Annotated in this window: 16 protein-coding genes; 11 read left to right on the forward strand and 5 right to left on the reverse strand. The window is 73.1% G+C overall.

Annotated features, from left to right (window positions below; translation table 11 throughout):
• Positions 1-44: 44 nt before the first annotated feature.
• Positions 45-971 carry a PDR/VanB family oxidoreductase gene (locus ACFUJ1_RS12870; RefSeq protein WP_378645242.1) on the reverse strand — a complete coding sequence of 309 codons (927 nt, stop codon included), beginning with the start codon at positions 969-971 and terminating at the stop codon, positions 45-47.
• Between the two features lie 144 nt (positions 972-1,115).
• On the opposite strand from ACFUJ1_RS12870, the gene ACFUJ1_RS12875 reads away from it, so the two are divergent.
• From ACFUJ1_RS12875 to ACFUJ1_RS12915, 9 genes are all read left to right on the forward strand, one after another.
• Positions 1,116-2,276, forward strand: a complete 1,161-nt coding sequence (locus ACFUJ1_RS12875; RefSeq protein WP_378645244.1) for an acyl-CoA dehydrogenase family protein — start codon at positions 1,116-1,118, stop codon at positions 2,274-2,276.
• 13 nt (positions 2,277-2,289) lie between these two features.
• The gene (locus ACFUJ1_RS12880; protein ID WP_378645245.1) at positions 2,290-2,814 is read left to right on the forward strand and encodes a YiiD C-terminal domain-containing protein; all 525 of its coding nucleotides are present in this window, start codon (positions 2,290-2,292) and stop codon (positions 2,812-2,814) included.
• Complete coding sequence (locus ACFUJ1_RS12885) at positions 2,811-3,686, forward strand: alpha/beta fold hydrolase (protein WP_378645247.1); 876 nt, start codon at positions 2,811-2,813, stop codon at positions 3,684-3,686. Before ACFUJ1_RS12880 ends, ACFUJ1_RS12885 begins: the two co-directional genes overlap by 4 nt.
• A complete protein-coding gene (locus ACFUJ1_RS12890) occupies positions 3,686-4,813 on the forward strand; it encodes an ABC transporter ATP-binding protein (protein ID WP_378645350.1) in 1,128 nt (375 codons plus the stop codon). The genes ACFUJ1_RS12885 and ACFUJ1_RS12890 overlap by 1 nt, the downstream gene beginning before the upstream one ends.
• 40 nt (positions 4,814-4,853) lie before the next feature.
• Positions 4,854-6,224, forward strand: coding sequence for an ABC transporter substrate-binding protein (locus ACFUJ1_RS12895; RefSeq protein ID WP_378645248.1), 1,371 nt, complete (start codon positions 4,854-4,856; stop codon positions 6,222-6,224).
• A gap of 75 nt (positions 6,225-6,299) precedes the next feature.
• Positions 6,300-7,139, forward strand: coding sequence for a metallophosphoesterase (locus tag ACFUJ1_RS12900; RefSeq protein WP_378645250.1), 840 nt, complete (start codon positions 6,300-6,302; stop codon positions 7,137-7,139).
• A gap of 2 nt (positions 7,140-7,141) precedes the next feature.
• A complete protein-coding gene (locus ACFUJ1_RS12905) occupies positions 7,142-8,164 on the forward strand; it encodes a carbohydrate ABC transporter permease (RefSeq protein ID WP_378645252.1) in 1,023 nt (340 codons plus the stop codon).
• Positions 8,154-8,966 carry a carbohydrate ABC transporter permease gene (locus ACFUJ1_RS12910; protein WP_233017175.1) on the forward strand — a complete coding sequence of 271 codons (813 nt, stop codon included), beginning with the start codon at positions 8,154-8,156 and terminating at the stop codon, positions 8,964-8,966. Before ACFUJ1_RS12905 ends, ACFUJ1_RS12910 begins: the two co-directional genes overlap by 11 nt.
• A gap of 19 nt (positions 8,967-8,985) precedes the next feature.
• On the forward strand, positions 8,986-9,405 hold the full coding sequence (locus ACFUJ1_RS12915; RefSeq protein WP_378645253.1) for a pyridoxamine 5'-phosphate oxidase family protein: 420 nt from the start codon (positions 8,986-8,988) through the stop codon (positions 9,403-9,405).
• Here ACFUJ1_RS12915 and ACFUJ1_RS12920 read toward each other — a convergent pair.
• Entirely contained in the window at positions 9,402-10,361 is a 960-nt protein-coding gene (locus ACFUJ1_RS12920) for a helix-turn-helix transcriptional regulator (RefSeq protein ID WP_378645255.1), read from the reverse strand. The two genes, ACFUJ1_RS12915 and ACFUJ1_RS12920, sit on opposite strands and share 4 nt — an antisense overlap.
• 61 nt (positions 10,362-10,422) lie before the next feature.
• Here ACFUJ1_RS12920 and ACFUJ1_RS12925 point away from each other — a divergent pair, with 61 nt between their 5' ends.
• Positions 10,423-10,995, forward strand: a complete 573-nt coding sequence (locus ACFUJ1_RS12925; RefSeq protein WP_378645256.1) for a DinB family protein — start codon at positions 10,423-10,425, stop codon at positions 10,993-10,995.
• Positions 10,992-11,453 carry a VOC family protein gene (locus ACFUJ1_RS12930; RefSeq protein ID WP_378645257.1) on the forward strand — a complete coding sequence of 154 codons (462 nt, stop codon included), beginning with the start codon at positions 10,992-10,994 and terminating at the stop codon, positions 11,451-11,453. Before ACFUJ1_RS12925 ends, ACFUJ1_RS12930 begins: the two co-directional genes overlap by 4 nt.
• Position 11,454: 1 nt before the next feature.
• Here the strand turns inward: ACFUJ1_RS12930 and ACFUJ1_RS12935 are convergent, their stop codons facing one another.
• Genes ACFUJ1_RS12935 through ACFUJ1_RS12945 form a run of 3 tightly spaced genes read right to left on the reverse strand, consistent with a single transcriptional unit; the run spans position 11,455 to position 21,994 of the window.
• Positions 11,455-13,017 (reverse strand): PfaD family polyunsaturated fatty acid/polyketide biosynthesis protein, encoded by a 1,563-nt coding sequence (locus ACFUJ1_RS12935; RefSeq protein WP_378645259.1) that lies wholly within the window; start codon positions 13,015-13,017, stop codon positions 11,455-11,457.
• Entirely contained in the window at positions 13,014-15,119 is a 2,106-nt protein-coding gene (locus tag ACFUJ1_RS12940; RefSeq protein WP_378645261.1) for a beta-ketoacyl synthase, read from the reverse strand. The genes ACFUJ1_RS12935 and ACFUJ1_RS12940 overlap by 4 nt, the downstream gene beginning before the upstream one ends.
• Entirely contained in the window at positions 15,116-21,994 is a 6,879-nt protein-coding gene (locus tag ACFUJ1_RS12945; RefSeq protein WP_378645262.1) for a beta-ketoacyl synthase N-terminal-like domain-containing protein, read from the reverse strand. The genes ACFUJ1_RS12940 and ACFUJ1_RS12945 overlap by 4 nt, the downstream gene beginning before the upstream one ends.
• Positions 21,995-21,998 lie beyond the last annotated feature (4 nt).

The raw sequence follows: 21,998 nt of genomic DNA on the forward strand, positions 1-21,998 counted from the left end.
TCGGTTTTCGGTGCACCCCGCGGCCCGGTCGGGCCGCGGGAAGTTCAGAGGTCGAGGACGAGCAGGTCCTGCCTGGCGCGGGAGACGCAGAGCATCATGGTTTTCCCTGCGGCCTGTTCGTCCTCGGTGAGCAGTGAGTCGCGGTGGTCGACGGCGCCGGCGAGCACGGTCGTCTCGCAGCTGCCGCAGGTGCCTTCGCGGCAGGAGGTGATGACCGGGACGCCCGCGCCTTCCAGCACGTCGGCGATGGAGCGTCCCGGTGGCACGGCGAAGGTCCGGCCGGTGCTCGCCAGCCGCACCTCGAACGCGGTGTCGGCCCCCTCCGCCACCGGCTTGGGCGCGAATCGTTCGACGTGTACGGGCATTCCGCGCTCGGTGCCCGCCGCGACGGTGGCGGCGAGCAGCGGTTCGGGGCCGCAGCAGTAGACGGTGGCGCGGGGGTGGCGGTCCAGCAACTCGGCGATGGGGAGCAGGCCGTGCTCGTCCTGCGGCAGCAATCTCGTGGCGTCCGGGTGGCGCTCCGCCAGCAATCCGGCGAAGGCCATGTGGGCACGGCTGCGGCCGCCGTAGTAGAGCGACCACGGCGCCGCGGCGGTGGTGGTCATGGCCAGGATCGGGGTGATGCCGATGCCGCCGGCCACGAACAGGTACTCCTCGGCCCCGACCAGCTCGAAGTTGTTGCGGGGCTCGGAGACCCGGATCAGCGAGCCTGCCAGCGCGGTGCGGTGCAGGTGATCGGAGCCGCCGCGGCCGTCGGGTTCGTGCAGGACGGCGATGCGCCAGCTCGCGGCGTCGCCGGGGTCGCCGCAGAGCGAGTACTGCCTGACCCCGGTGGGGCCCGCGTCGACGTCGATGTGGGCACCCGGACGCCAGCGCGGCAGCGGGGCGCCGGAGGCGTCGGCCAGGTCGAGCGCGAAGACGCCTTCCGCCTCGTCCCTGCGGGCGCGCACCCGTGCCGTGATCTCGGTCATCTGGTCTCCTCACCGGACGGTGTGACGCGGTAACCGTCACCGGAAACCGACCGCTGCGCAGGGCGCGAACGGGTGGATGATTCGGTCGATCGACAACGCCTATCGCCCCGACACGCCCGGGACCCGCCGACCGAGACTGGCGCCATGCACAACATCGCGGATCTGGTGGAGCGGACCACGCAGTTCATCGACGAGCAGGTTGTCCCGGTGGAGCGCGAGGTCGTCGTCGACGGCCGGGTGATGGACGACGCGCTGCGGCTGGAGCTGCAGAAACTGGCCAGGGAGGCGGGGGTCTTCGGGCCGCTCTCCGATCCGCGCTACGGCGGGCTCGGGCTGAATACCGCGGAGCAGGCGCAGGTGCTGGAGGCGGCGGGCGCCAGCCTGCTCGGCCCGCTCTCGCTGAACGCCTGGGCGCCCGACGACGGCAACATCCACCTGCTCGCGCACGTCGCGAACGAGGAGCAGCAGCGCCGCTACCTGGCTCCGCTGGCCGCGGGCGAGGTCCGCTCGGCCATCGCCATGACCGAGCCCGCGCCGGGGGCTGGCTCCGATCCGGGCATGCTGCGGACCTACGCCAGGGAGACCGACGGCGGCTGGGTGATCGACGGCGCCAAGCACTTCTGCACCGGCGCGCAGGGCGCGGCCTTCGTCATCTGCGTGGCGAACACCGACGACGGCGCCACCATGTTCCTGGTCGACGCGGACAATCCGGGCTTCCGGGTCGGGCGGCGGATGCCGACCATGGACTACACCAGCGCGCCGGGCGGGCACTGCGAGGTGTTCTTCGAGGAGTGCGAGGTGCCCGACTCGGCGGTGCTCGGCGCGGTCGGCCAGGGGCTGCCGCTGGCCCAGGTGCGGCTGGCGCCCTCGCGGCTGGTGTTCGCGATGAACTGGCTCGGGCTCGCGGTGCGCGGGCACCACCTGGCGCTGCGGCACATCAACTCGCGCACCTCGTTCGGTGCGCCGATCGCCGAGCACGGCATGGCGCAGGCGCTGGTCGCGGACAGCGAGATGGACATCGTCGCGGCGCGCGGCGTCATCCGCACCGCCGCCGAGACCATCGACGCGCACGGCCCGACCGCCTCGCAGTCGCGGCACGAGGCGTCGATCGCGAAGACCTTCGTCTCCGAGGCGGTCTGGCGGGTGCTGGACCGCGCGGTGCAGCTGCACGGCGGGCTCGGCGTCTGCGAGGACCACCTGGTCGCCCGGTTCCTGATCGAGGCGCGGGCGTTCCGGATCTACGAGGGCCCGTCCGAGGTGCTGCGCACCTCCATCGCCCGCCGCGCGCTGCGCGCACACCGCTGAAAGGGGAACCACCATGACCACGCGTGAACTCACCGGCTTCGCGGCGGGCTACCCGGAGCTCGATCCGGAGCACGTCGACTACGAATACCTGCGCTCGACCTCGCACACCCTGATCCCGTTCGGCACCCACGTCGGCACCGAGATCACCGAGATCGGCCCGGAGCGGGCGGTGGTGGAGATCCCCGCCGACGGCCCGACCACCAACCACATGGGCACCGTGCACGCGGGCGCGCTCTTCACCGCCGCGGACATCGTCGGCGCGGCCGCCTTCGTCGGGGCCGCGGCGAGCAGGCTGTACCGGGTGCAGCGGCTGGTGCTGCGGGGCGCGAACGCGCGCTACCGGCGCCCGGCCACCGGCCGGATCCGGGCGATCGCCTCGGTGCCGCCGGAGGCGGTGGCGGGGGTGCTCGCCTCCACTGTCGCCGAGCGGTTCGAGATCGTGATCCCGGCGGCGCTGCTCGACGACGCCGACGTGCTGGTCGCGGAGTTCGGCTTCGACTACGTCTGCGACACCAATCCCGGGGAGAACGAGCGATGAGCGCCCCGAGCAAGCTGCCGAAATTCACCGAGCTGGAGTCCGCCGCGGTGGCGAGCGACGACGGCGTCACCTTCACCGTGCGCTTCCTGCCCGCCGCGCAACCGGACGCCCCGGTGGTGCTGATCCTGCCCGCCATGGCCATGAAGGCCAAGCACTACCTGGCGCTCGCGGCGAGCCTGCACGCCGAGGGGCTCTCCGTCGCCACCACCGACCTGCGCGCGCACGGCGAGGCCACCCCGGCGCTCGGCGCGCACCGCGACTTCGGCTACCGGGAGATGATCGAGACCGACCTGCCCGCCATCGTCGCCGCGGTCGGCGAACGCTTCCCGACGGCGCCGCTGTTCCTCTTCGGGCACAGCCTCGGCGGCCAGCTGGCGCTGCTCTTCGCGAGCGCGGAGCCGGAGCGGGTGGCGGGGGTCGGGATCATCGGCACCGGCACCGTCTTCTGGTACGCCTTCGGGGTGCGGCGCTGGTGGGAGGCGCTGAGCCGGATCCAGTACATCGGCTGGGTGGCGCGCCGGACCGGGCAGTGGCCGGGCGGGGTGCTGATCCCGGCGCCGATGCCGGGCGGGGTCATGCGGGACTGGTCGATGCACTCGCTCACCAGCTATTACCGGCCGAAGGGCTCGGCGCGGCGGTACAACTCGCTGCTGCGCGGGCTGGCCAAGCCGGTGCTGGTGATCTCGCTGGACGAGGATGTGCTCGGCCCGAAGTCCAATGTCGACTTCCTGGTCGGCCGGATGCCGAGCGCACGGGTCACCCGCTGGCACGTGGACGCGGACTCCGGCGTCGCCAACCGCGACCACTTCACCTGGGTCAAGGATGCGCCGGTGCTGGCCGCCCGGATCGCCGCATGGGCGCGGGGCGCGTGATGGCACGGTTGCGGATCGAGAAGGTGTCGAAGACGTTCGGCGCGTCGGTGGCGGTGCGCGAAGTCGAGCTCGACATCGCGGACGGCGAGTTCATGGTGCTGCTCGGGCCGAGCGGCTGCGGGAAGTCGACGCTGCTGCGCATGGTGGCCGGGCTGGAGGAGCCGAGCTCGGGGCGGATCCTGCTGGACGACAGCGACATCACGCACCTGGCGCCGCAGCGCAGGGACCTGGCCATGGTGTTCCAGAGCTACGCGCTCTACCCGCACCTCACGGTGGCGAAGAACATCGGCTTCCCGCTGCGCGCCCGGCGCACCCCGCGCGCGACGATCGCGCAGCGGGTGGCGGAGGTGGCGGCGGTGCTCGGGCTCGGTGAGCTGCTGGAGCGCAAGCCGGCCAACCTCTCCGGCGGGCAGCGGCAGCGGGTGGCGCTGGCGCGGGCGATGGTGCGCGACCCGGGGGCGTTCCTGATGGACGAGCCGCTGTCGAACCTGGACGCCAAGTTGCGCTCCGCGACCAGGGCCGAGTTGATCACGCTGCACCGCACGCTGCGCACCACGTTCCTGTACGTGACGCACGACCAGGTCGAGGCGATGACCATGGCCGACCGGATCGCGCTGCTGAACGACGGGCGGGTGGAGCAGGTCGGCACCCCGGCCGAGCTGTACGACCGGCCGAACTCGACCTTCGTCGCCGGGTTCCTCGGCGCGCCGCCGATGAACCTCTTCCCCGCGACGGTCACGCCGCGCGACGGCAGGCTGCACCTGATCGCGGGCGGCGTCGACATCGTGCTGCCGCACGCCGCGGGCGCGGAGACCGAGCCGCTCGCGGTGACCGCGGGCATCCGCCCGGAACGGCTGCGGCCCGACCCCGCGGGCGCGATCACCGGCCGGGTGGCGATGGTGGAGAACCTCGGCAGCGAAGAGCTGCTGCACCTCGACACCGGCGAACACACCCTCGGCGTGCGGGTTCCGCGCCCCGCCGGGGTGGCCACCGGCGACCTGCTCGGCGTGCACGCGGACCCGGCCGACGTCCACCTCTTCGACGCCGCCACCGGGCTGCGGCTGCGCTGGCGCGAACCGGACTCCGGCGCCCCGATCGACCGCGACGCCCGCGTCGCTGTCGCCTGATTCGTCAGGCTCGCACTTTTCCGATGATGAGGAGAACACAGTGAAACGCACCGTGCCCGTACTGGGCCTGGTGTTCGCGGCGGTCCTCGCGCTCAGCGCGTGCGGCGGCCTCGGCCCGACCGCGTCCGACGGGGACGCGCAGACCTCCCTCGTCCCGGAGCTCGCTCCGGACCAGAAGGTCTCCATCGTCTTCGAGTCCTACAACTACGGCCTCGCGGGCGCGTGGACCGACACCTTCGACAAGCTGCTCGGCGAGTTCCGCACCAAGCACCCGAATATCGAGGTGACGGCGCAGAAGCCGCAGGGCAACAGCCCGAACCCGGCCACCGACACGATCTCCAGCATCCAGAACCAGATGGTGGCGGGCACCCCGCCGGACGTCGCCCAGCTCGGCTTCAGCGACCTGGACTTCACCATCAACCAGCTGGGCGCGAAGCCGCTCGACTCGCTGGTCGGCAAGGACGCGGTGGCGGCCAACTTCGACGGCGGCAAGCACCCCTACGCACCGCGGGCGCGCACCCTCGCGGACTGGGACGGCCACACCTACGGCGTGCCGTTCGTCTTCTCCACCCCGGTGCTCTACTTCAACGCCTCGCTCTTCACCGAGGCCGGGCTGGACCCGGCGAAGCCGCCTGCCACCTGGGACGAGGTCGGCACCGCCGCGGCGGCGATCGCCGAGACCGGCAAGGGCGGCATCTACATCGACTGCCTGACCAAGACCGCGAAGGACTGGTGCTTCCAGTCGCTGGTGCGCTCCAACGGCGGCCGGGTGATCTCCGAGGACCGGCGCAACCTCACCTTCGCCGACACCCCGGCGGTCGAGGTGGCCGCGCTCGGCCAGCGGCTGGTCGAGTCGGGCAGCATGCCCCGGTTGCAGCAGAAGCAGGGGTACGAGGCGTTCGGCCGCGGCGAGATCGGCATGATCCTGGAGACCAGCGCGGTGCAGGGCACCTTCGTCTCCGGCGCCAAGGACAAGTGGGACCTGCGCGCGGCACCCATGCCCGCCTTCGCGGGCAAGCCGGTGGTGCCGACCAACTCGGGTGCGTCGCTGCACATCCTCTCGAACGACCCGGCCAAGCAGCGGGCCTCGTGGGAGCTGATCAAGTTCCTGACCAGCGAGGGTGCGTACACCACCATCTCGCAGGGCATCGGCTACCTGCCGCTGCGCACCGGGCTGATGAACGACCCGGCGGGGCTGCAGGGCTGGGCCGCGAAGAACCCGCTGCTGGCGCCGAACGTGGCGCAGCTGGCGAGCATGGAGCCCTGGATCTCCATGCCGGGCAACAACTACCTGCAGATCCGCGACGGCATGATGGACGCGGTCGAGGCCGCCGTCTTCCAGAACAAGGACCCGAAGTCCACGCTCGGCGCGGCGCGTGACCAGGGCGCCCAGCTGATGCCGCAGCAGTGACCGGCCATCCGTAACCGACCAACGATTCGAGCCGCGCGTCCCCTCCCGGGGCGCGCGGTTCCGCAAGGGGGCTCCATGTCCGAGGTGACCATCGTCCAGCTCACCGATACCCATATCCGCGCCACCGGCGAACGCGTGCACGGCACCGTCGACACCTTCGCCAACCTCACGCACGTGCTGCACCAGCTGCGCGCCTCGCACCGCGACATCGACGCCATCGTCTTCTCCGGCGACCTCGCCGACGACGGCTCGCCGGAGGCGTACCGGCGGCTGCGCGACGCGGTCGAGCCGGTCGCCGCCGAGCTCGGCGCGCGCGTGCTCTACACGCCGGGCAACCACGACGAGCGCGCGGCCTTCGGCGCCGAGCTGCTCGGCAGCGCGGACGCCGAGACCGACCAGGTCGCGGAGATCGCCGGGCTGCGGATCGTGCTGCTGGACAGCAGCGTTCCCGGGCTGCACCACGGCGAGCTGAGCGACGAGCAGCTGGACCGGCTGCGCGAACTGCTGCGCGAACCGGCCCCGCACGGCACGCTGCTCGTGCTGCACCACCCGCCCATCCCCTCGGCGCTGCCGGTCTCGCAGCTGCTGCGGCTGCGGCAGCCGGAGCGGCTGGCCGAGGTACTGCGCGGCAGCGACGTCCGGTTGATCGTCTGCGGGCACAGCCACCTCACCGCGGCGTCGGCGCTGGCCGGGATCCCGGTCTGGGTCGGCCCGGCGACCTCGTTCCGGCAGGATTCCTTCGCCCCGGTCGGCAGGCAGCGCGGGTATGCCGCGTTCGGGTACAGCCGGATCGACGTCGTCGGCGATTCGCTGGTGGCGACCGCGGTGGAGGCGACGCCCGCGGAGGCGCTCTACGAGCGGGACGAGCAGGCGACGCTGGACCAGCTCGCCGCCCTCGCCGCGGAGGCGCGGTAGTCATGTTCGTGCTCGACGCGCCCGCTGCCCGCGACAAGTCGGCCTCCGTCGACAAGTCGGCCTCCGTCGACGAGCCCACTTCCGTCGGCGACCCCACTTCCGTCGGCGAGCCGGGGAAGGCGGCGGGGACCGCCCCGGCTTCCGCCCGGCTCCGCCGGCTGGGGCGGAGCCTCGTCCCCTACCTGTACCTGGCGCCCGCGCTGGTGCTGCTGGTGGTGTGGACGTACCGGCCGCTGGTGCAGGCGTTCGAGCTCTCCACCTACTCGTGGAACCTGCTGCCGACCCAGCCGATGACGCCGGTCGGCACCGGCAACTACGAACGGCTGCTGGACCTTCCGGCCTTCTGGGATTCGCTCGGCCGCACCGGCGTGCTGATCCTCGGGCTGCTGCCCTTCACCGTGCTGCTCCCGCTGCTAGTCGCGCTGGCCGGGCGGCGGGTGCACGGCCGGGCTCGAACCCTCTACCACGCCTTCATTTTCGCGCCGTTCCTGGTGGCACCGGTGGCGGCGGCCGCGGTGTGGCGCTGGCTGCTGCACCCGGGCGGCGGCATCATCGGGCAACTGCTGAACAGCGACCGCAACTGGGTCTACGACGTGGACACCGCGCACACGGTGATCATCGTGATCACCGGCTGGCAGCTGCTCGGCTTCGCGGTGCTGGTGATCTGGGCCGGGCTGGCCGGGATCAGCAGCGACTACGACGAGGCCGCCCAGGTCGACGGCGCGAGCCCCGGCCAGATCCGGCGCTGGATCACGCTGCCGCTGCTCTCCCCCACCCTGATGTTCATGGTGCTCACCACCGTGCTGCTCAGCCCCGCGCTCACCTTCCCGCTGATCGACTCGATGACCCAGGGCGGGCCGTCGCAGGCCACGACGAACATCTACTACCTGCTGTGGGACTACGCCTTCCACAGCTTCGACGCCGGGCTCAGCGCCGCCGCCGGAGTGCTGCTCTTCCTCGGGTTCGGCGTGCTCGCCGGAGCCCTGGTCTGGATCTCGGAGAAGGTTGCCTTCCATGACGATTGACCGCCTGCGCGCGCTCGGCAGCCACCTGCTGCTCGGCGCGACCGCGCTGATCGCGGTGTTCCCGATCTACTGGCTCTTCGCGACCTCGCTGCGCAGGCCGGAAGAGGTCACCTCGCTGACGCCGTTCCCGTGGCCGCTCTCGATCGCCAACTACACCGACGCCGCCGACAAGGTGGACGTGCTCGGGCTGATCGGCAACACCTTCTTCGTCGCGGCGTTCTCCGCGGCCGGGCAGCTGCTGGTGGCGCTGCTCGCCTCGTACGCCTTCGCGCTGTACACGTTCCCGTTCCAGCGCGTGCTGTACCTGGCGTTCGTCGGCACCTGGCTGGTGCCGTTCCAGGTGACCATGCTGCCGAACTACGTGCTGCTCACCCAGCTGGGGCTGATCAACACGCTGATCGGGGTCGCGCTGCCGACGCTCTGCTCGGCGCTGGCGGTGCTGCTGCTGCGCCAGCACATGGCGAGCTTCCCCAAGGAGCTGGTGGCGGCGGCCCGGATCGACGGCCGCTCCTCCTGGTCCATCCTGTGGACCGTCGTGGTGCCCAACCTGCGCCCCGCGCTGGCCGCGCTCGGCATCCTGCTCTTCATCAACGCCTGGAACGAGTACTTCTGGCCGGCCGTCGTGCTGCGGCAGTCGAACAGCGTGCTGCAGCTCGGGCTGCGCAGCTTCATGGGCACCGAGGGCGACCAGTGGGGGCCGATGATGGCGCTCGCCGGGCTCGCCTGCCTGCCGGTGCTGATCATGTACCTGCTGCTGCAGCGGCACATCGTGAACGCCTTCGTGCGCTCCGGCCTGAAGTAGCGGTGGGTAGGCTGAGCGCATGGCGCTCTCCCTGGAAGAACGACAGGAATTCCTCGCCCGGCCGCACATCGGCGCGCTCGCCGTCGCAGGCGCTCCCGGCCGGGCCCCGCTGAACGTGCCGATCTGGTACGACTACACCCCCGGCGGCGAGCTCTGGGTGCTCACCGGCACCACCTCGAAGAAGCTCGAGTTGCTGAAGGCCGCGCAGCGGTTCAGCCTCATGGTCCAGGTGCTGGAGCCGACCATTCGCTACGTGACCGCGGAGGGGCCGGTCACCCGGATCGAGCCCGGTGACGCGCTGGTCCGCGAGATGGCGGCGCGGTACCTGCCCGCCGAGAAGCTCGAGGGGTACCTGGAGTACGCGCAGTCGCACGGGGAGCAGGTCGCCGTGTACATGCGGCCCGAGCAGTGGCTCTCGGCGGACCTTGGCTCCGTCTAGGGCTGTACCGCGGCGGTGAGGCGGGCCGCCAGCTCCTCGGCGCGGGTCGCGAGGTCGGGGGGTTCGAGGACGCGGAAGGCGTGGCCGAGGGTGGCCACGTACATGAGTACGACGTCGAGGTTGTCGGCACCGCTGTGGATTTCGCAGGTGGTGGCGTCGACCTCGACGACCATCGCGGCGTTGGCGGAGACCTGGGTGCGGACCGTCGCCGCGGGGGCCCGCACCAGGAAGCGGGCCTGGTGGCGGTAGGCGCCGCTGGCGACGCCCCGCTGGACGAAGGCGGCGGCGTCGGGGGCGTCGGGGCGGGGGCGGAAGCGCCAGGTGCGGGCGGTGACCTCGGCCATGCGGTCGAGGCGGAAGGTGCGCCAGTCGGCGCGGTCCAGGTCGTAGGCGAGCAGGTACCAGCGGCGGTCGGAGGCGACGAGGCGGTGCGGCTCGACGCGGCGGCGGCCGGTCCCGTCCTTGGACGGATACTCGAATCCCGCCTCGACCTCGTCGCGGCAGGCACGGGCCAGCGTCATCAGCACCTCCGGGTCGACCGATGCGCGGCCGCCGCCGAAGGACTCGACCGCGCCGGAGAGCGCGCGCACCTCGTGCCGCAGCCGGGTGGGCAGCACCCGGTCGAGCTTGGTGAGGGCGCGCAGCGCGGCGTCCCCGGTGCTCGCGGCGCCGGTGCCCGCGAGCAGCGCGACGGCGGTGGCGATCGCCTCCTCGTCGTCGAAGAGCAGCGGCGGCAGCTCCTGGCCGGGGCCGAGCTGGTAGCCGCCGCCGATGCCGTGCTCGGCGCGGACCGGGTAGCCGATGACGCGCAGCCGCTCGACGTCGCGGCGCACCGTGCGCGGGGTGACGCCGAGCCGGTCGGCCAGCTCGTCCCCGGTCCAGACCCGGCGCTGCTGGAGCAGCCCGAGCAGGGTCAGTACCCGCTCGGTCGTGCCGCGCGCTTCCTCGTCCGCCATACCCACAGTCTCCCGAGACTAGCGGACCGATCCTGTCCGCAGGTGCTGTGAGGGTGGGGACATGACATCGACACTCGACTGGAACCGCGCGCTGCGCGAGCAGTGGGAATTCCACTGGAACCATCAGGTGCGGGACCGGCTGGCCGACCTGACCGACGAGGAGTACACCTGGTCACCGGTGCCGGACCCGTGGAACGTCCGGCCGCGCGGCGGGTCGGGCCCGCAGTTCGGCACCGGCGAGCACCTGATCGACTTCGCCTTCCCGACCCCATCGCCCGAGCCCTTCACCACCATCGCCTGGCGGCTCGGGCACGTGATCGTCGGGGTGCTGGCCGTGCGCAACGCGACCCACTTCGGCGGGCCTGCGGCGTCGTACGAGGACTGGGCCTACGCGGGATCCGCGAAAGAGGCGCTCGCACAGCTGGATACCGAGCTCGACGCCTGGCTGACCGGGGTGCGCGGGCTGGACGAGACCGCGCTCGCCACCCCCGTCGGGCCGAAGGAGCCGGGGCACGGGGACGCGCCGATGGCCGACCTGGTCCTGCACATCCACCGCGAGCTGATCCACCATCTCTCCGAGGTCTGCCTGCTGCGCGACCTCTACCTGCACACCCGACGAGGAGCGACCGCATGAGCCGGACCGTCCAGATCACCTTCGACGCGCACGACCCGCGCGGGCTCTCGCTCTTCTGGCGCGACGCGCTCGGCTACGTCATCCCCGGCCCGCCCGGCGTCGAACTCGAGGCGGGCGCCGACCCGCTCGACGCCTGGGACACGTTCCTCGCGAAGATGGGCGTTCCGGAGGGGCAGCGCAACAGCAACTCGGCGGCCGAGGATCCGGACGGCACCGGCCCCCGGCTCTTCTTCCAACAGGTGCCGGAGGACAAGGTCGCCAAGAATCGCGTGCACCTGGATGTGCGCGCCGCGCCGGGGCTGACCGGTGCCGAGCGGATGGCGGCGCTGGAGGCCGAGGGCGACCGGCTCGTCGCGCTCGGCGCCACCCGGCTGCGCCGCTCCGAACCGGCACCGCCGATGAGCAACGGCTTCATCGTCATGGCCGATCCGGAGGGCAACGAGTTCTGTCTGGACTGACTCACGCCGGCAGCGGGATGGGGACGAAGTCGGCGCAGCCGGCGGGCAGCCGGACTCCCGCGGTGCGCAACTGCGCGACCCTGGTCAGATACGCCGCGCCGAGCAGCAGCTGGTCGGCGATCTCGGCGGCCTGCCGATTCGGCAACGCCGCCAGGTGGGTGCCTGCCGCCCAGGTGTTGAAGGCGCCCATGGCGGGGCCGCACCACACCTGGTAGTCGGCGACGCGGTCGGTGTCGCCGCGGATGCTCCAGCCCGAGGAGAGGCCCAGGTACCAGCGGAAGACCAGGGCCATCCGGCGTTTCGGGTGCTCCGCGGCGCCGGCCAGCTGGGCCGGGTCGCGCTCGGTGAAGAAGCGCACGCACTCGTCCCACACCTGCTCGACCGGGCGCTTGAAGAGCGTCCGCTCGAGGTCGGCGCGGAGTTCGGCGGGGAGCGCATCGAGGCCGTCGTAGGCGCGGTAGGTGTCGTAGAGCTTCTGCGCGCGGCCGGCGAACATGGTGCCGCGGCGCAGCACCTGCACCTGGACGCCGAGTTCGAACATGTCGGCCGATGGCGCCATGACGCAGTCCGCGAACTGCGCTCCTGCCAGCAGCTGCTTGGTGGCGGCGCACTGCGCGGCCTCCACCGTCGCCTGGTTCACCGAGCCGGTGACGATGTAGGCGGCGCCGAGCGCGAAGGCGGCCGCGGCGGCGGCCGGGGTGCCGATGCCGCCCGCCGCGCCGACGCGGACCTCGGCGGCGCCGGGGACCGTGCGGGCGAGCCGGTCGCGCGCCGCGATGATCTCCGGCAGCAGGACGACCAGCGGGCGGCGGTCGGTGTGGCCGCCGGAATCCGCCTCCGCGGTGATGTCGTCGGCCATCGGCACCCGCTCGGCGAGCCCGGCCTGCTCGGCGGTGATGTCGCCGGACTCGACCAGCCGGTTCAGCAGGGCGGCGGGGGCGGGGCGCAGGAAGTGCTCGGCGACCTCGACCCGGGACACCTTCGCGATCAACCGGTGGCCGACGACAATCCGGCCCTCCCGATCGGTGCTCAGCCCGGCCGCGCGGTACCGCACCACCTCGGCGGTGAGGCCCATGAAGGCCGATGCCTCCACGCAGCGCACGCCGTGCCGCAGGCAGGCGTCGACGATGGCCCGCTCCAGCGCGGGCTCGGACGGGCTGTGGATCAGATTGCAGGCGTAGGGCAGCTCGCCGAGTTCGGCGCGCAGCCCGGCCAGCGCGGCGTCCACCCGGTCCGGGGTGACGCCTGCCGCGCCGTAGGTACCGAGGTACCCGGCCCCGGCCAGCGCCGCGACCAGCGCAGGTGCGGCGATGCCATTGGCCATGGCGCCCGCCATGTAGGCGCCGCGCACCCCGTGCGCGGCGCGGAACCGGCTGTCGCCGAGCCGGTCCGGGGTGAGCGGGCCGACGGCGGCGAGCACCTGGGCGCCCGCGGTGGCGGCCCGGTCGGCGGTGAGCCCGACCCGGCCGTCCCGGTGCAGCACCCACACCGGGCGGGTGACGTCGCGGAGCAGGGCGGTGATCTCGGTCGGGGTCTCGGCGACCGGCCGGTGCAGGGTGGTCACGACCTGACCTCCCGTTCGCCGAGCTCGATCGCCAGATCGGTGAGTTCGTAGATCCGCAGCCCCGGCTTCCACAGCGAGCCGTCGACGATCGCGATCACGCCGTGCTCGCCGTGCCTGATCTCCTTGATGTGCGCCTCCAGTTCGACGGTGCCGTCGGTGGGCAGGAACTGGCCGCGGTAGCGCCAGCCGAAGGGGATGTCGGCTGGAATCCGGAAGGCCGGGTCGGCGAGGCCGTCGGCGTAGCCGGCGTCCAGCATCCACTCCTGCACGGCGTGGATCACCGACTCGACACCGAGCGAGCCCGGGATCACCGGATCCAGGTGGAAGTGCCGGTCGAAGTACCAGTCGCCCGGGTCGATCTCGCGCAGCGAGTGCAGGTAGCCCGCGTCGTACTTGCCACCGCCGTCGACCACCTGGACGCGGTCGATGAGCGCGAGGGTGTCGCGGGAGCAGAGCCGGGCCGCCGGGTCGGCGCGGCGGGCGGCCACGTCGATAGTCCTGCGCTCGGCGTCCGGGTGCTCGGCCAGCCAGGTGGGGGCCGGGCGGCCGGCGTCGAGGCCGGTCTGGTTGGCGAGTGCCTCGTCGCTGAAGTAGCCGAACATGGTCTCGCCCTTGTAGAAGGGCTCGCCGCCGGTGCTCAGGGTGTAGTCGAAGGTCTGCAGCGAGGAGCCGGGCAGGATGGTGGTGGTCAGCAGCCGGGATTGCTGGCGGATGGTGCTGTCCCGCAGGTCGACCCGGCGCAGGACGGTGGCGGTGCCGCCGAGGTTGCGCAGGCTGAGGGTGGTGCCCGGCTGGGTGCGGGTGGGGCCCGCGTAGTAGCCCATGAGCAGCGCCGCCTGGAGTGAGGTCTCCATGTAGACGAAGTGCGGCATGGACTCGTTGGCGGTGTCGCCGTAGTACCAGGAATCGGCGGGGGTGTCGTACTCGGTGGTGTAGGAGGCCGAGTCCAACTTCCCCCGTTCGCCGTCGAAGTCGAGGACGCGGTCGACCAGGAGCAGGCCGCCGGTGGGGAGGCGGGTGGCGCGGACGCCGGTGTACTCGGCGAACTCCCTGCCCATGGCGATGGCTTGGTCGCCGCGGGCCAGGTGGGTCATGTGGAATTCGCTGAGCAGCAGGGTTTCGTCGGCTCGGCCGGGGCCGATCTCGGCGCCGGTCGGTTCGGTGGCGGTGACCTCGACCGAGAGCGGCTCGGCGCCGGCGATGTGGACCTCGGCGGTGAGGTGTGGGCGGGGTACCAGGTCGATCTCGGTGACGTGGAGCTCCAGGGTGCCGGAGTGCGGGCCGGGGGCTCCCGCCGGGCCGGAGGAGACCAGGGTGGAGCCGGTCGTGCCGAGGTGCAGCGCGGCGAAGAAGGCGAAGACCTCGCCTGCCTGGGTCGCGGCGGCGCCGGGGTCGCCCTCGTAGGTGGCGGTGAGGCGGCCGCGGCCGCCTGCGCCGAAGAGCTCCAGGGTGTCGACCTCGGTGAGGACAAGGGGGTGCTGGGCGGCGAGTTTCGCCGCCGGGCGGATGCCTGGGCGCTGGTGGGACGGGCCGAAGACGGTCGCGATGTCGCCGGCGGCGAGCTGGTCGAGCGCTGCTCGGTCGAGGTGGGTCCGGGTGGTGCGGGCCTGGGGTTTGAAGGCCCATTCCGGGGCGTGGAACGGGGCGGGCCGCGCGGCGTCGCCGACCGGCTCCGCACTGTCGCTGCCCGCATCCGGGTCCGCCGGCAGGGCGGCGATACCAGCCTCCGCGGGCTGCGTCGTAGCGCCGGGCTGCGCCGAGGTGCCGGGTTGCGCCGAGGTGCCGGGTTGCGCCGAGGTGCCGGGTTGGGCCGAGGTGCCGGGTTGGGCGGGCTGCCCGGTGGCGGTCGGGGTTGCGAGTCCGGCGCGCTCCCAGAGGGCACGCTGGAGCGCGTACTGCGCCGCGAGGGCGGCGCGGTGCGCGTCCGCGACGCCGGCGCGGAGCTGCGCGAGCGGATTCGGGGTGCTCGTGGTCGGCACCGCGGAAGCCGCTTCCGGCTCCGGCGGCGCCGGGACCGCTTCCGGCTCCCGCACCGCCGGGACGGCGGCATCGTGCACCGCGTCCGGATCGAACGCGATGCCGTCGAACTCCAGGGTCGTCATACCATCCACCGCCTCACCGAGGTCTGGAACTTCTCCGTCAGATCGGGCGTCGTGACCACCACGACGTCCGAGAACCGTTGCAGTACAGTGCCGTCCGCCGCGACCGCGGTGGCGTCGACGCGGGCGTCGAAGCGCCCCGCGCGGCCGTTGCCGACGACGAGCGCGAACGGCTCGCCGACCGGCAGCGGCCGGTGGTACTCCACCCGCCCGATGCCGAGCGGCAGGCAGGCCGCGCCGAGCAGCCGGTGCCCGAGCACCGGCGGCCCCTGCAGCATCAGGTCCGCGCGGACCGGATCGTGCAGCCTGCTCGCGTAGGCGCCGCCCGCGACCGGGGCCGCGTCCAGCGCGCACTCGAAGACGACGGTGTCCCCGGTGTCGGCGACCACCCGGCGCAGCCCCTGCAGCGCGGGGGCGTGGAACTGGATGGCCTCGCGATAGATGTCGAGCGGGCTCGACGGACCCGATGGCACCGCGAGCACCGGCGCGTCCGCCGGAGCGGCGGCCAGTTCCAGCGTTGCCCTGAAGTGCGCGACCGCGCCGTCGCGCACCGTCACCCGGACCGGAAGCACGCCGCCGGTTTCGGTGCCTGGCTCCAGCTCGAGCTCAAGTACCTCGACCGGGTGGTCGAAGACCAGCCCCTTGAGCACCTGGAAGTCCCTGGCGCCGATCACGGTGCGGCCGGGAAGGGCGCGCTCGGCAGCATGCGCCATGGCGCCGAGCCCGAAGGTAGCGGGCAGCACCACGTGCTCCCCCACCCGATGCGCGTCGATGATCGGCTCGTCGGTGAGCCCGATCAGGGTGCGGCGCAGCCGGACCGGGGCGAGCGGCACCGGAGCGGGTCCGGCGAGCGACTCCGCCGGGCCGATCAGGACGACGGTGTCCGCTTCGCGCTCCGCGGTGAACTGCTCGGTGAAGGCCGCCGCCCCGGTCTCCTGCGGCAGCAGCTCGACGCCGAGTGCGTGGAAGTGCTCGCGCAGGGCGGGCGTCACCATGCCGCCGTCCCAGGCGCCCCAGTCGATCGCGGTGACGTGCCGGTCCGGGTGGGCGCGGCGCCAGGCCACCGCGAAGCGGGAGAGCGCCTCGTTGGCGGCGGCGTAGTCGGCTTGGCCGGTATTGCCGTAGAGGCCGGCCACCGAGGTGAACAGAACGAGGTGCTTCGGCTCCGGTACCGCGGCGAGCAGTGCCGTCAGCCCGGCCAGTTTCGGACCGAGGACGCGGGCGATGGATTCGGCGGTCTTGTCCGGGATCCGCGAGTCGGCGAGCACGCCCGCGCCGTGCACGATGCCGGTGATCGCCTCGCCCCAGGGGGCGAGCGCCTTGCGGACGGCTTCGGTGTCGGTGGCATCGACGGCCACGTAGTCGGCGCGGCCGTCCAGCGCGGTGAGGGTCGCCCGGATCTCGCGGGCGCCCCTGATGCCGGAGCAGGTGCGGGCGATGTCGCGGGGTTTCGCACCGGTGCCTGCCAGGGCACGGACGGCCGCCTGCTGGAGATCGGCGTCGGCGACGCCTGCCGCCCACTCCGGCTCGGGCGCCGGTTCGGTCCGGCCGAGCAGAACGAATCGGGCCGGAGTTCGTTCCGCCAGTGCCAGGACGCAGGTGGCGGTGACGCCGCGGGCGCCGCCGGAGACGACCAGGAGGTCGTCGGCGGTCAGCGTGACGTCGGGTTGCCGGTCGAGCGGGCGGATTTCGGTGATCTCGCGGGCCGGGCCGAAACCACCGGGGACCAGGGTGGACCTGGTGCCGTCGGCGGTGACGCCGACCTCGACGACGTCGCGGGCGGCATCGTCCAGTTCGGTGAGCACCAGTTCGGCGCAGCGCTCCGGCGTCGCCGCCGGGTCGATGTCGATGGCACGGCAGAACAGGTCGGGGCGCTCGGCGGCCAGGGTTTTCAGGATGCCGCCGACGCCGCCGAGCAGGGCGCGGGTCGGGTCGTCGGCGGTGCGGAAGCCGAGGCCGCCGTCCAGGCGGATCAGGGTCGCGACGGTGGCGCGGCCGTGCTCCGCCGACATGGCGGGGGTGACCCGGCCCGCGGCCAGGATGGTGTGGGTCAGCAGGTGCTCGATGTCCTGTGCGCCCGCGCCGAGCAGGATCAGGCACAGGTCGGGCCGCTCCCCCGGGTCGGGGAGCTCGGCCACCGTGCGCACCGACCAGCCGCGCCCGGTGAGCGCGGTGGTCAGTGCGGTGGTCTCGCCGCTGGCCGTTGGATCGACGAGCAGGGCGACCGGGTGCTCCCGGTAGGCGCCGACGGCGAGATCCGCGGCGGGCAGGGTGACCAGTTCGACGGTATGCCGCGGCAGGTTCGCCGCGGCCTCAGCTTTTGGGTGGACATCACCGCCGGTGCTCAGCTCGGCCACGATCTGGTCGAGGGTGCGCAGGGTGCCCAATTGTTCCGGGCCGAGGTTGGGTAGGTCCGGGAAGCGTTCCTGGAGTGCGCCGATGACCTGGACCCGCTTGATCGAGTCGACGCCGAGGTCCGCTTCCAGGTCCATGCCGGTGTCGACCATCTCGACCGGGTAGCCGGTCTTCTCCGCGACCACCTCGCGCAGGGCCTGGCGGAGGGTTTCCGCGTCGTCGCCCGCGGGGGCTTCCACCGGGGCGTCGGCGGGGGTCTCCGCCGGGGTCGTGGCCGGGGCATCGGCGCCGCTTTCGCCGAGGAGTTCGGCGATCTGGTCGAGGGTGCGTAGGGTGCCCAGCTGCTCCGGGCCGAGATTCGGCAGGGACGGGAATCGCTCCTGCAGGGCGCCGATCACCTGGACCCGCTTGATCGAGTCGACGCCGAGGTCGGCCTCCAGGTCCATGCCGGTGTCGACCATCTCGACCGGGTAGCCGGTCTTCTCCGCAACCACCTCGCGCAGGGCCTGGAGGAGTTCCTCCCTGCTGGACGTGCCGGTGGACGGTGCCGGAACCGGCGCAGGTGTCGCTGCCGTAGCCACGGCAGCGGAGTTTCCGGCCGAGGCCGGGTTCGGTGCCGGAGCAGCGGGCGAACCGGCGGCCGGGGCCGCCGAAGCCGAGCCCAGGCCCGGAGCCGCAGCCGGAGCCGAGCTCAAGCCCGGGGCCGGAGCCGGAGCCGAGGCCGGAGCCGGAGCCGGAGCCGAGGCCGGAGCCGGAGCCGGAGCCGGAGCCGAGGCCGGAGCCGGAGCCGGAGCCGGAGCCGGAGCCGAGGCCGGGGCCGGGGCCGGGGCCGGGGCCGGGGCCGGGGCCGGGGCCGGGGCAACTGTGGATGCCGTGGCTACGGCAGCCGGTTCATCGGCCGGGGCCGGCACCGAGGTGATGGCACCGGCGGCGGGTGCCGCGAGGAGTGCTTCGGGCGCACCGTTGGTGTGGGGCGGAGCGAGGGCGTCGGGACGGTGCTGCGGCACGGCGGCCGGCCGGTAGGCGGGCACGGGGCGCGCCGCCGCCGCGGGACGGGCGAAACCTGCCTCGAGCTCGGCGAGCTGGGCGAGGACGTCGGAGGCGCGGGTGTGGCTGGCGGCGATGGCGACACCGTGGTCCTTCACCGCTTCGATGGCACGGACCGTCGACTCGGTCAGCACGCCGGTGTCGAGCGCGCCGACCAGGGCGCGGGCCATGTCGAGCTGGCCGTCGAGGAACTGGTGGTGGGATCGGAGGTGCTGGGTCAGCGCGCTTTCCAGGGCGCCGTCCTGCGGGGTCGAGTACACGGAGGTCTCCGTCGGGTCGGGGGCGTACCTGGGCGGCGCCGGGACCGGGGTCGGTGCGGCTGCCGTTGCCACGGCGGTGGTGGTGCGCGGCGCGGGGGCCGAGGTGGAGGTGCGGGCGGGCACACCGTGCCCGCTCCCGGCGGCGCTGCCGGGCTCGGTCGCGGCGCCGTTCGCGGCGGCATCGATCCCGGCGGCAGGCCCGGCACCCGGACCGTCCACGGCACGACCGGCACCGTTCCCGGCAGCACCGGAAACGTCACCGGCATCGGAACCGTTCGCGGCGAGAGCGGCACCGGCACCATTGCCGGTTCCCACCGTCGCGGTACCGGCACCGTTGCCGTTCACCACGGCGGAACTAACGCCACCAGAACCGTTTCCGTTCGGCGCGGCACCGTCGAGCTCGACCCGATACCCGTCCGACAGCGCGGCGGCGTACGCCGCCTTCCGCGTCTCCGGCACGTACTCGGGCGCCGAAATGGTCACCGTCATGGGCCGGCTCGGTGTGTGCGGCTCGAGCACCGGCGCCGCGTGCCGATCGAGCCCGGACAACCCGAAGCCGAGCACGGCGAGCCGGAGGGCGGCGCGGGTCAGGGACAGGTCACTGTTGCCGATCGGCCCGGAGTCGGTGGCGATGGCGATCACGTCGTCGCCGAGGGTGCGCCGCACCAGCGAGGTCAGCACCTGCTTCGGCCCGAACTCGACGAAGACCGTGCACCCCGACTCGCGCAGCGCGGTGAGCGCGGCAACGAACTCGACCGGCTGCCCGAGCTGCCCGGTGAGCACCGCCCGGTTGGTGGCGGCGTCACCGCCGTACCGCGCCCCGGCGCTGTTGGCGTACACCGGCGCGTCCGGCGCCCCGATCTCCACCTCGGCGAGCGCGGCGGCGAAGGCGTCGACCGCGTGCGCCACGTACGGGGTGTGGAACGCCCCGGAGACGGGAAGCGCGCGGGTGGCGACCCCGCGCTCACCGCAGACCGCGACGGCGGCGGCGACGGCATCGGGGCCACCGCCGATCACCACTTGGTCGGGGGCGTTGTGGTTGCAGATCCAGACGTCGTCGATGGCGTCCACGATCTCCCGCGCCACCTCGACGGTCGCGTTCAGCGCGACCATCGTCCCCGCCTCGACGCCATCGCGCGGCGTCATCGCCACGCCGCGTGCCCTTGCCAGCGCATGGAAGTCGGAACCACGCAGCGCACCCGAAGCCCAGAGCGCGGTGAGCTCGCCGAAGCTGTGCCCGAGGTACCCGTCGGCGCGGAACCCGCGTTCGCGCAGCGCCGCGAACTGCCCGGCGGCGAGCGCGCCGATGGCGGGCTGCGCGAACTCGGTGCGGCGCAGTGCCCGCTCCTGCGCGGCCGCGGTCGCCTCGTCGAAGGCGGGTGGCGGGAACACCACGGACGAGAGCCGCTGCGGCGCACCGGCGAACGCCTCGTTGGCGGCGTCGAAGGCGGCACCGACGGCGGGCTGCGCGATGGCGGCGTCCGCGCCCATGTCGACGTACTGGCTGCCCTGGCCGGCGAAGAGCGCGGCCACCTTCCGGTCCGGCAGCGCGGAGGCGCGGTAGTACACGCCCTCCGGGTGCTCCCAGGAGGCGGCGTCGGGGTTGCGGACCAGCTCGTCGACGGCGAGGCCGCGCAGGTGCTCGGCGTTCTCGTCGTCCAGCGAGACGAAGCCGATGCGCACGTGCCCCTCCGGGATCTCGCCGCCGTCGATCGGGGCGGTGCTGCGCACGGCGTCGATCAGCCCGGAGACGTCGGCCGCGTGCCAGAGGTGCGCCCGCGCGGTGCGGTGCAGCACGCTGGGCCGCTCGGCGTCGGCCTCCTCGAGCACCACGTGGAAGTTGGTGCCGCCGAAGCCGAAGGCCGAGGCGGCGGCGCGGCGCACCGGGCGCTCGGGGTCGCGGATCCACGGCCGGGTGCGGGAGTTCACGTAGTACGGCGCGTTCTCGGCGGCGATCTTCGCGTTCGGCGCGGTGACATTGATGGTGCCGGGCAACACCTTCTGGTGCAGTGCGAAGGCCAGCTTCATGAGGCTGGCCGTGCCCGCGGCGCCCTTGGTGTGCCCGATCTGCGACTTGACGCTGCCGAGCGCGGCGAACCGGGGCTCGTCGGTGGCGTCGGTGAGCAGCTCCTCGAGCGCGGTCAGCTCGGTCTTGTCGCCGACCGGGGTGCCGGTGGCGTGCGCCTCGATCAGCGCGACGGTGGCGGGCGAGATCTCGGCGTCGGCGTAGGCGCGGTCCAGCGCGACCCGCTGGCCGCCCGCGCGCGGGGCGTAGATGCTCTTGGCCCTGCCGTCGGAGGACGAGCCGAGCCCGCGCAGCACCGCGTAGATCCGGTTGCCGTCGCGGCGGGCGTCTTCGAGCCGGCGCAGCGCGAGCATGGTGATGCCCTCGCCGAGCAGGGTGCCGTCGGCGTCACTGCCGAACGGGCTGATCCGGTCGGACTTGGAGAGCGCTCCGACCTTGGAGAAGCACAGGTAGATGAAGATCGTGTTCTCGGTGTCGACGCCGCCGGTGATCATCATGTCGGCGCGGCCGTCCTGCAGCTCCGCGACGGCGGTGCGCAGCGCGGCGAGCGAGGCGGCGCAGGCGGCGTCGACGGTGCAGTTGATGCCGCCGAGGCCGAGCCGGTTCGCGACCCGGCCCGCGGTGATGTTGGAGAGCAGCCCGGGGAAGGAGTTCGCCTCCCACGGCGCGTAGGCGGCGACGAACTTGGCCGAGACCGCCTCGGCGTCGGCCTGGCTGAGCCCGACCGAGCGCGCGGCCTCCTCCAGCACCGGGGTGGCGAGCCGGGCGGCGAGCGGGTGCATGAGCGGCACCGGGCCGGTGGTGCCGAGCACGACGCCGGTGCGGCTCGCGTCGTACCACTCGGAGCCGGTGGCACCCGCGTCGAGGAGCAGGTCGCGGGCGACGCCGAGGCTCAGCGTCTGCATGGTGCTCGTCACCTCGAGCTGGTTCGGCGGCAGCCCGAACTCCAGCGGGTCGAACTCGACGTCGGGCAGGAAGGCGCCGCGCCGGGAGTAGGTCTTGTCCGGGGCCTCCGGGTCGGCGTCGTGGTAGTCGTCCAGGTTCCAGCGCGACGCGGGCACCTCGGTGGTGCAGTCGACGCCGTCGATGATGTTCTGCCAGTACTCGCGGTGGTTGCGTGCCTGCGGCAGCAGCCCCGACATGCCGACGATGGCGATCGGGGTGCGCGCTAGGCGTCGTTCGTCCGTCACGGAA

Origin of the sequence: Nocardia sp. NPDC057227 (assembly GCF_042669725.1) — a bacterium.
In the GTDB taxonomy this organism is placed as follows: domain Bacteria; phylum Actinomycetota; class Actinomycetes; order Mycobacteriales; family Mycobacteriaceae; genus Nocardia; species Nocardia asteroides_A.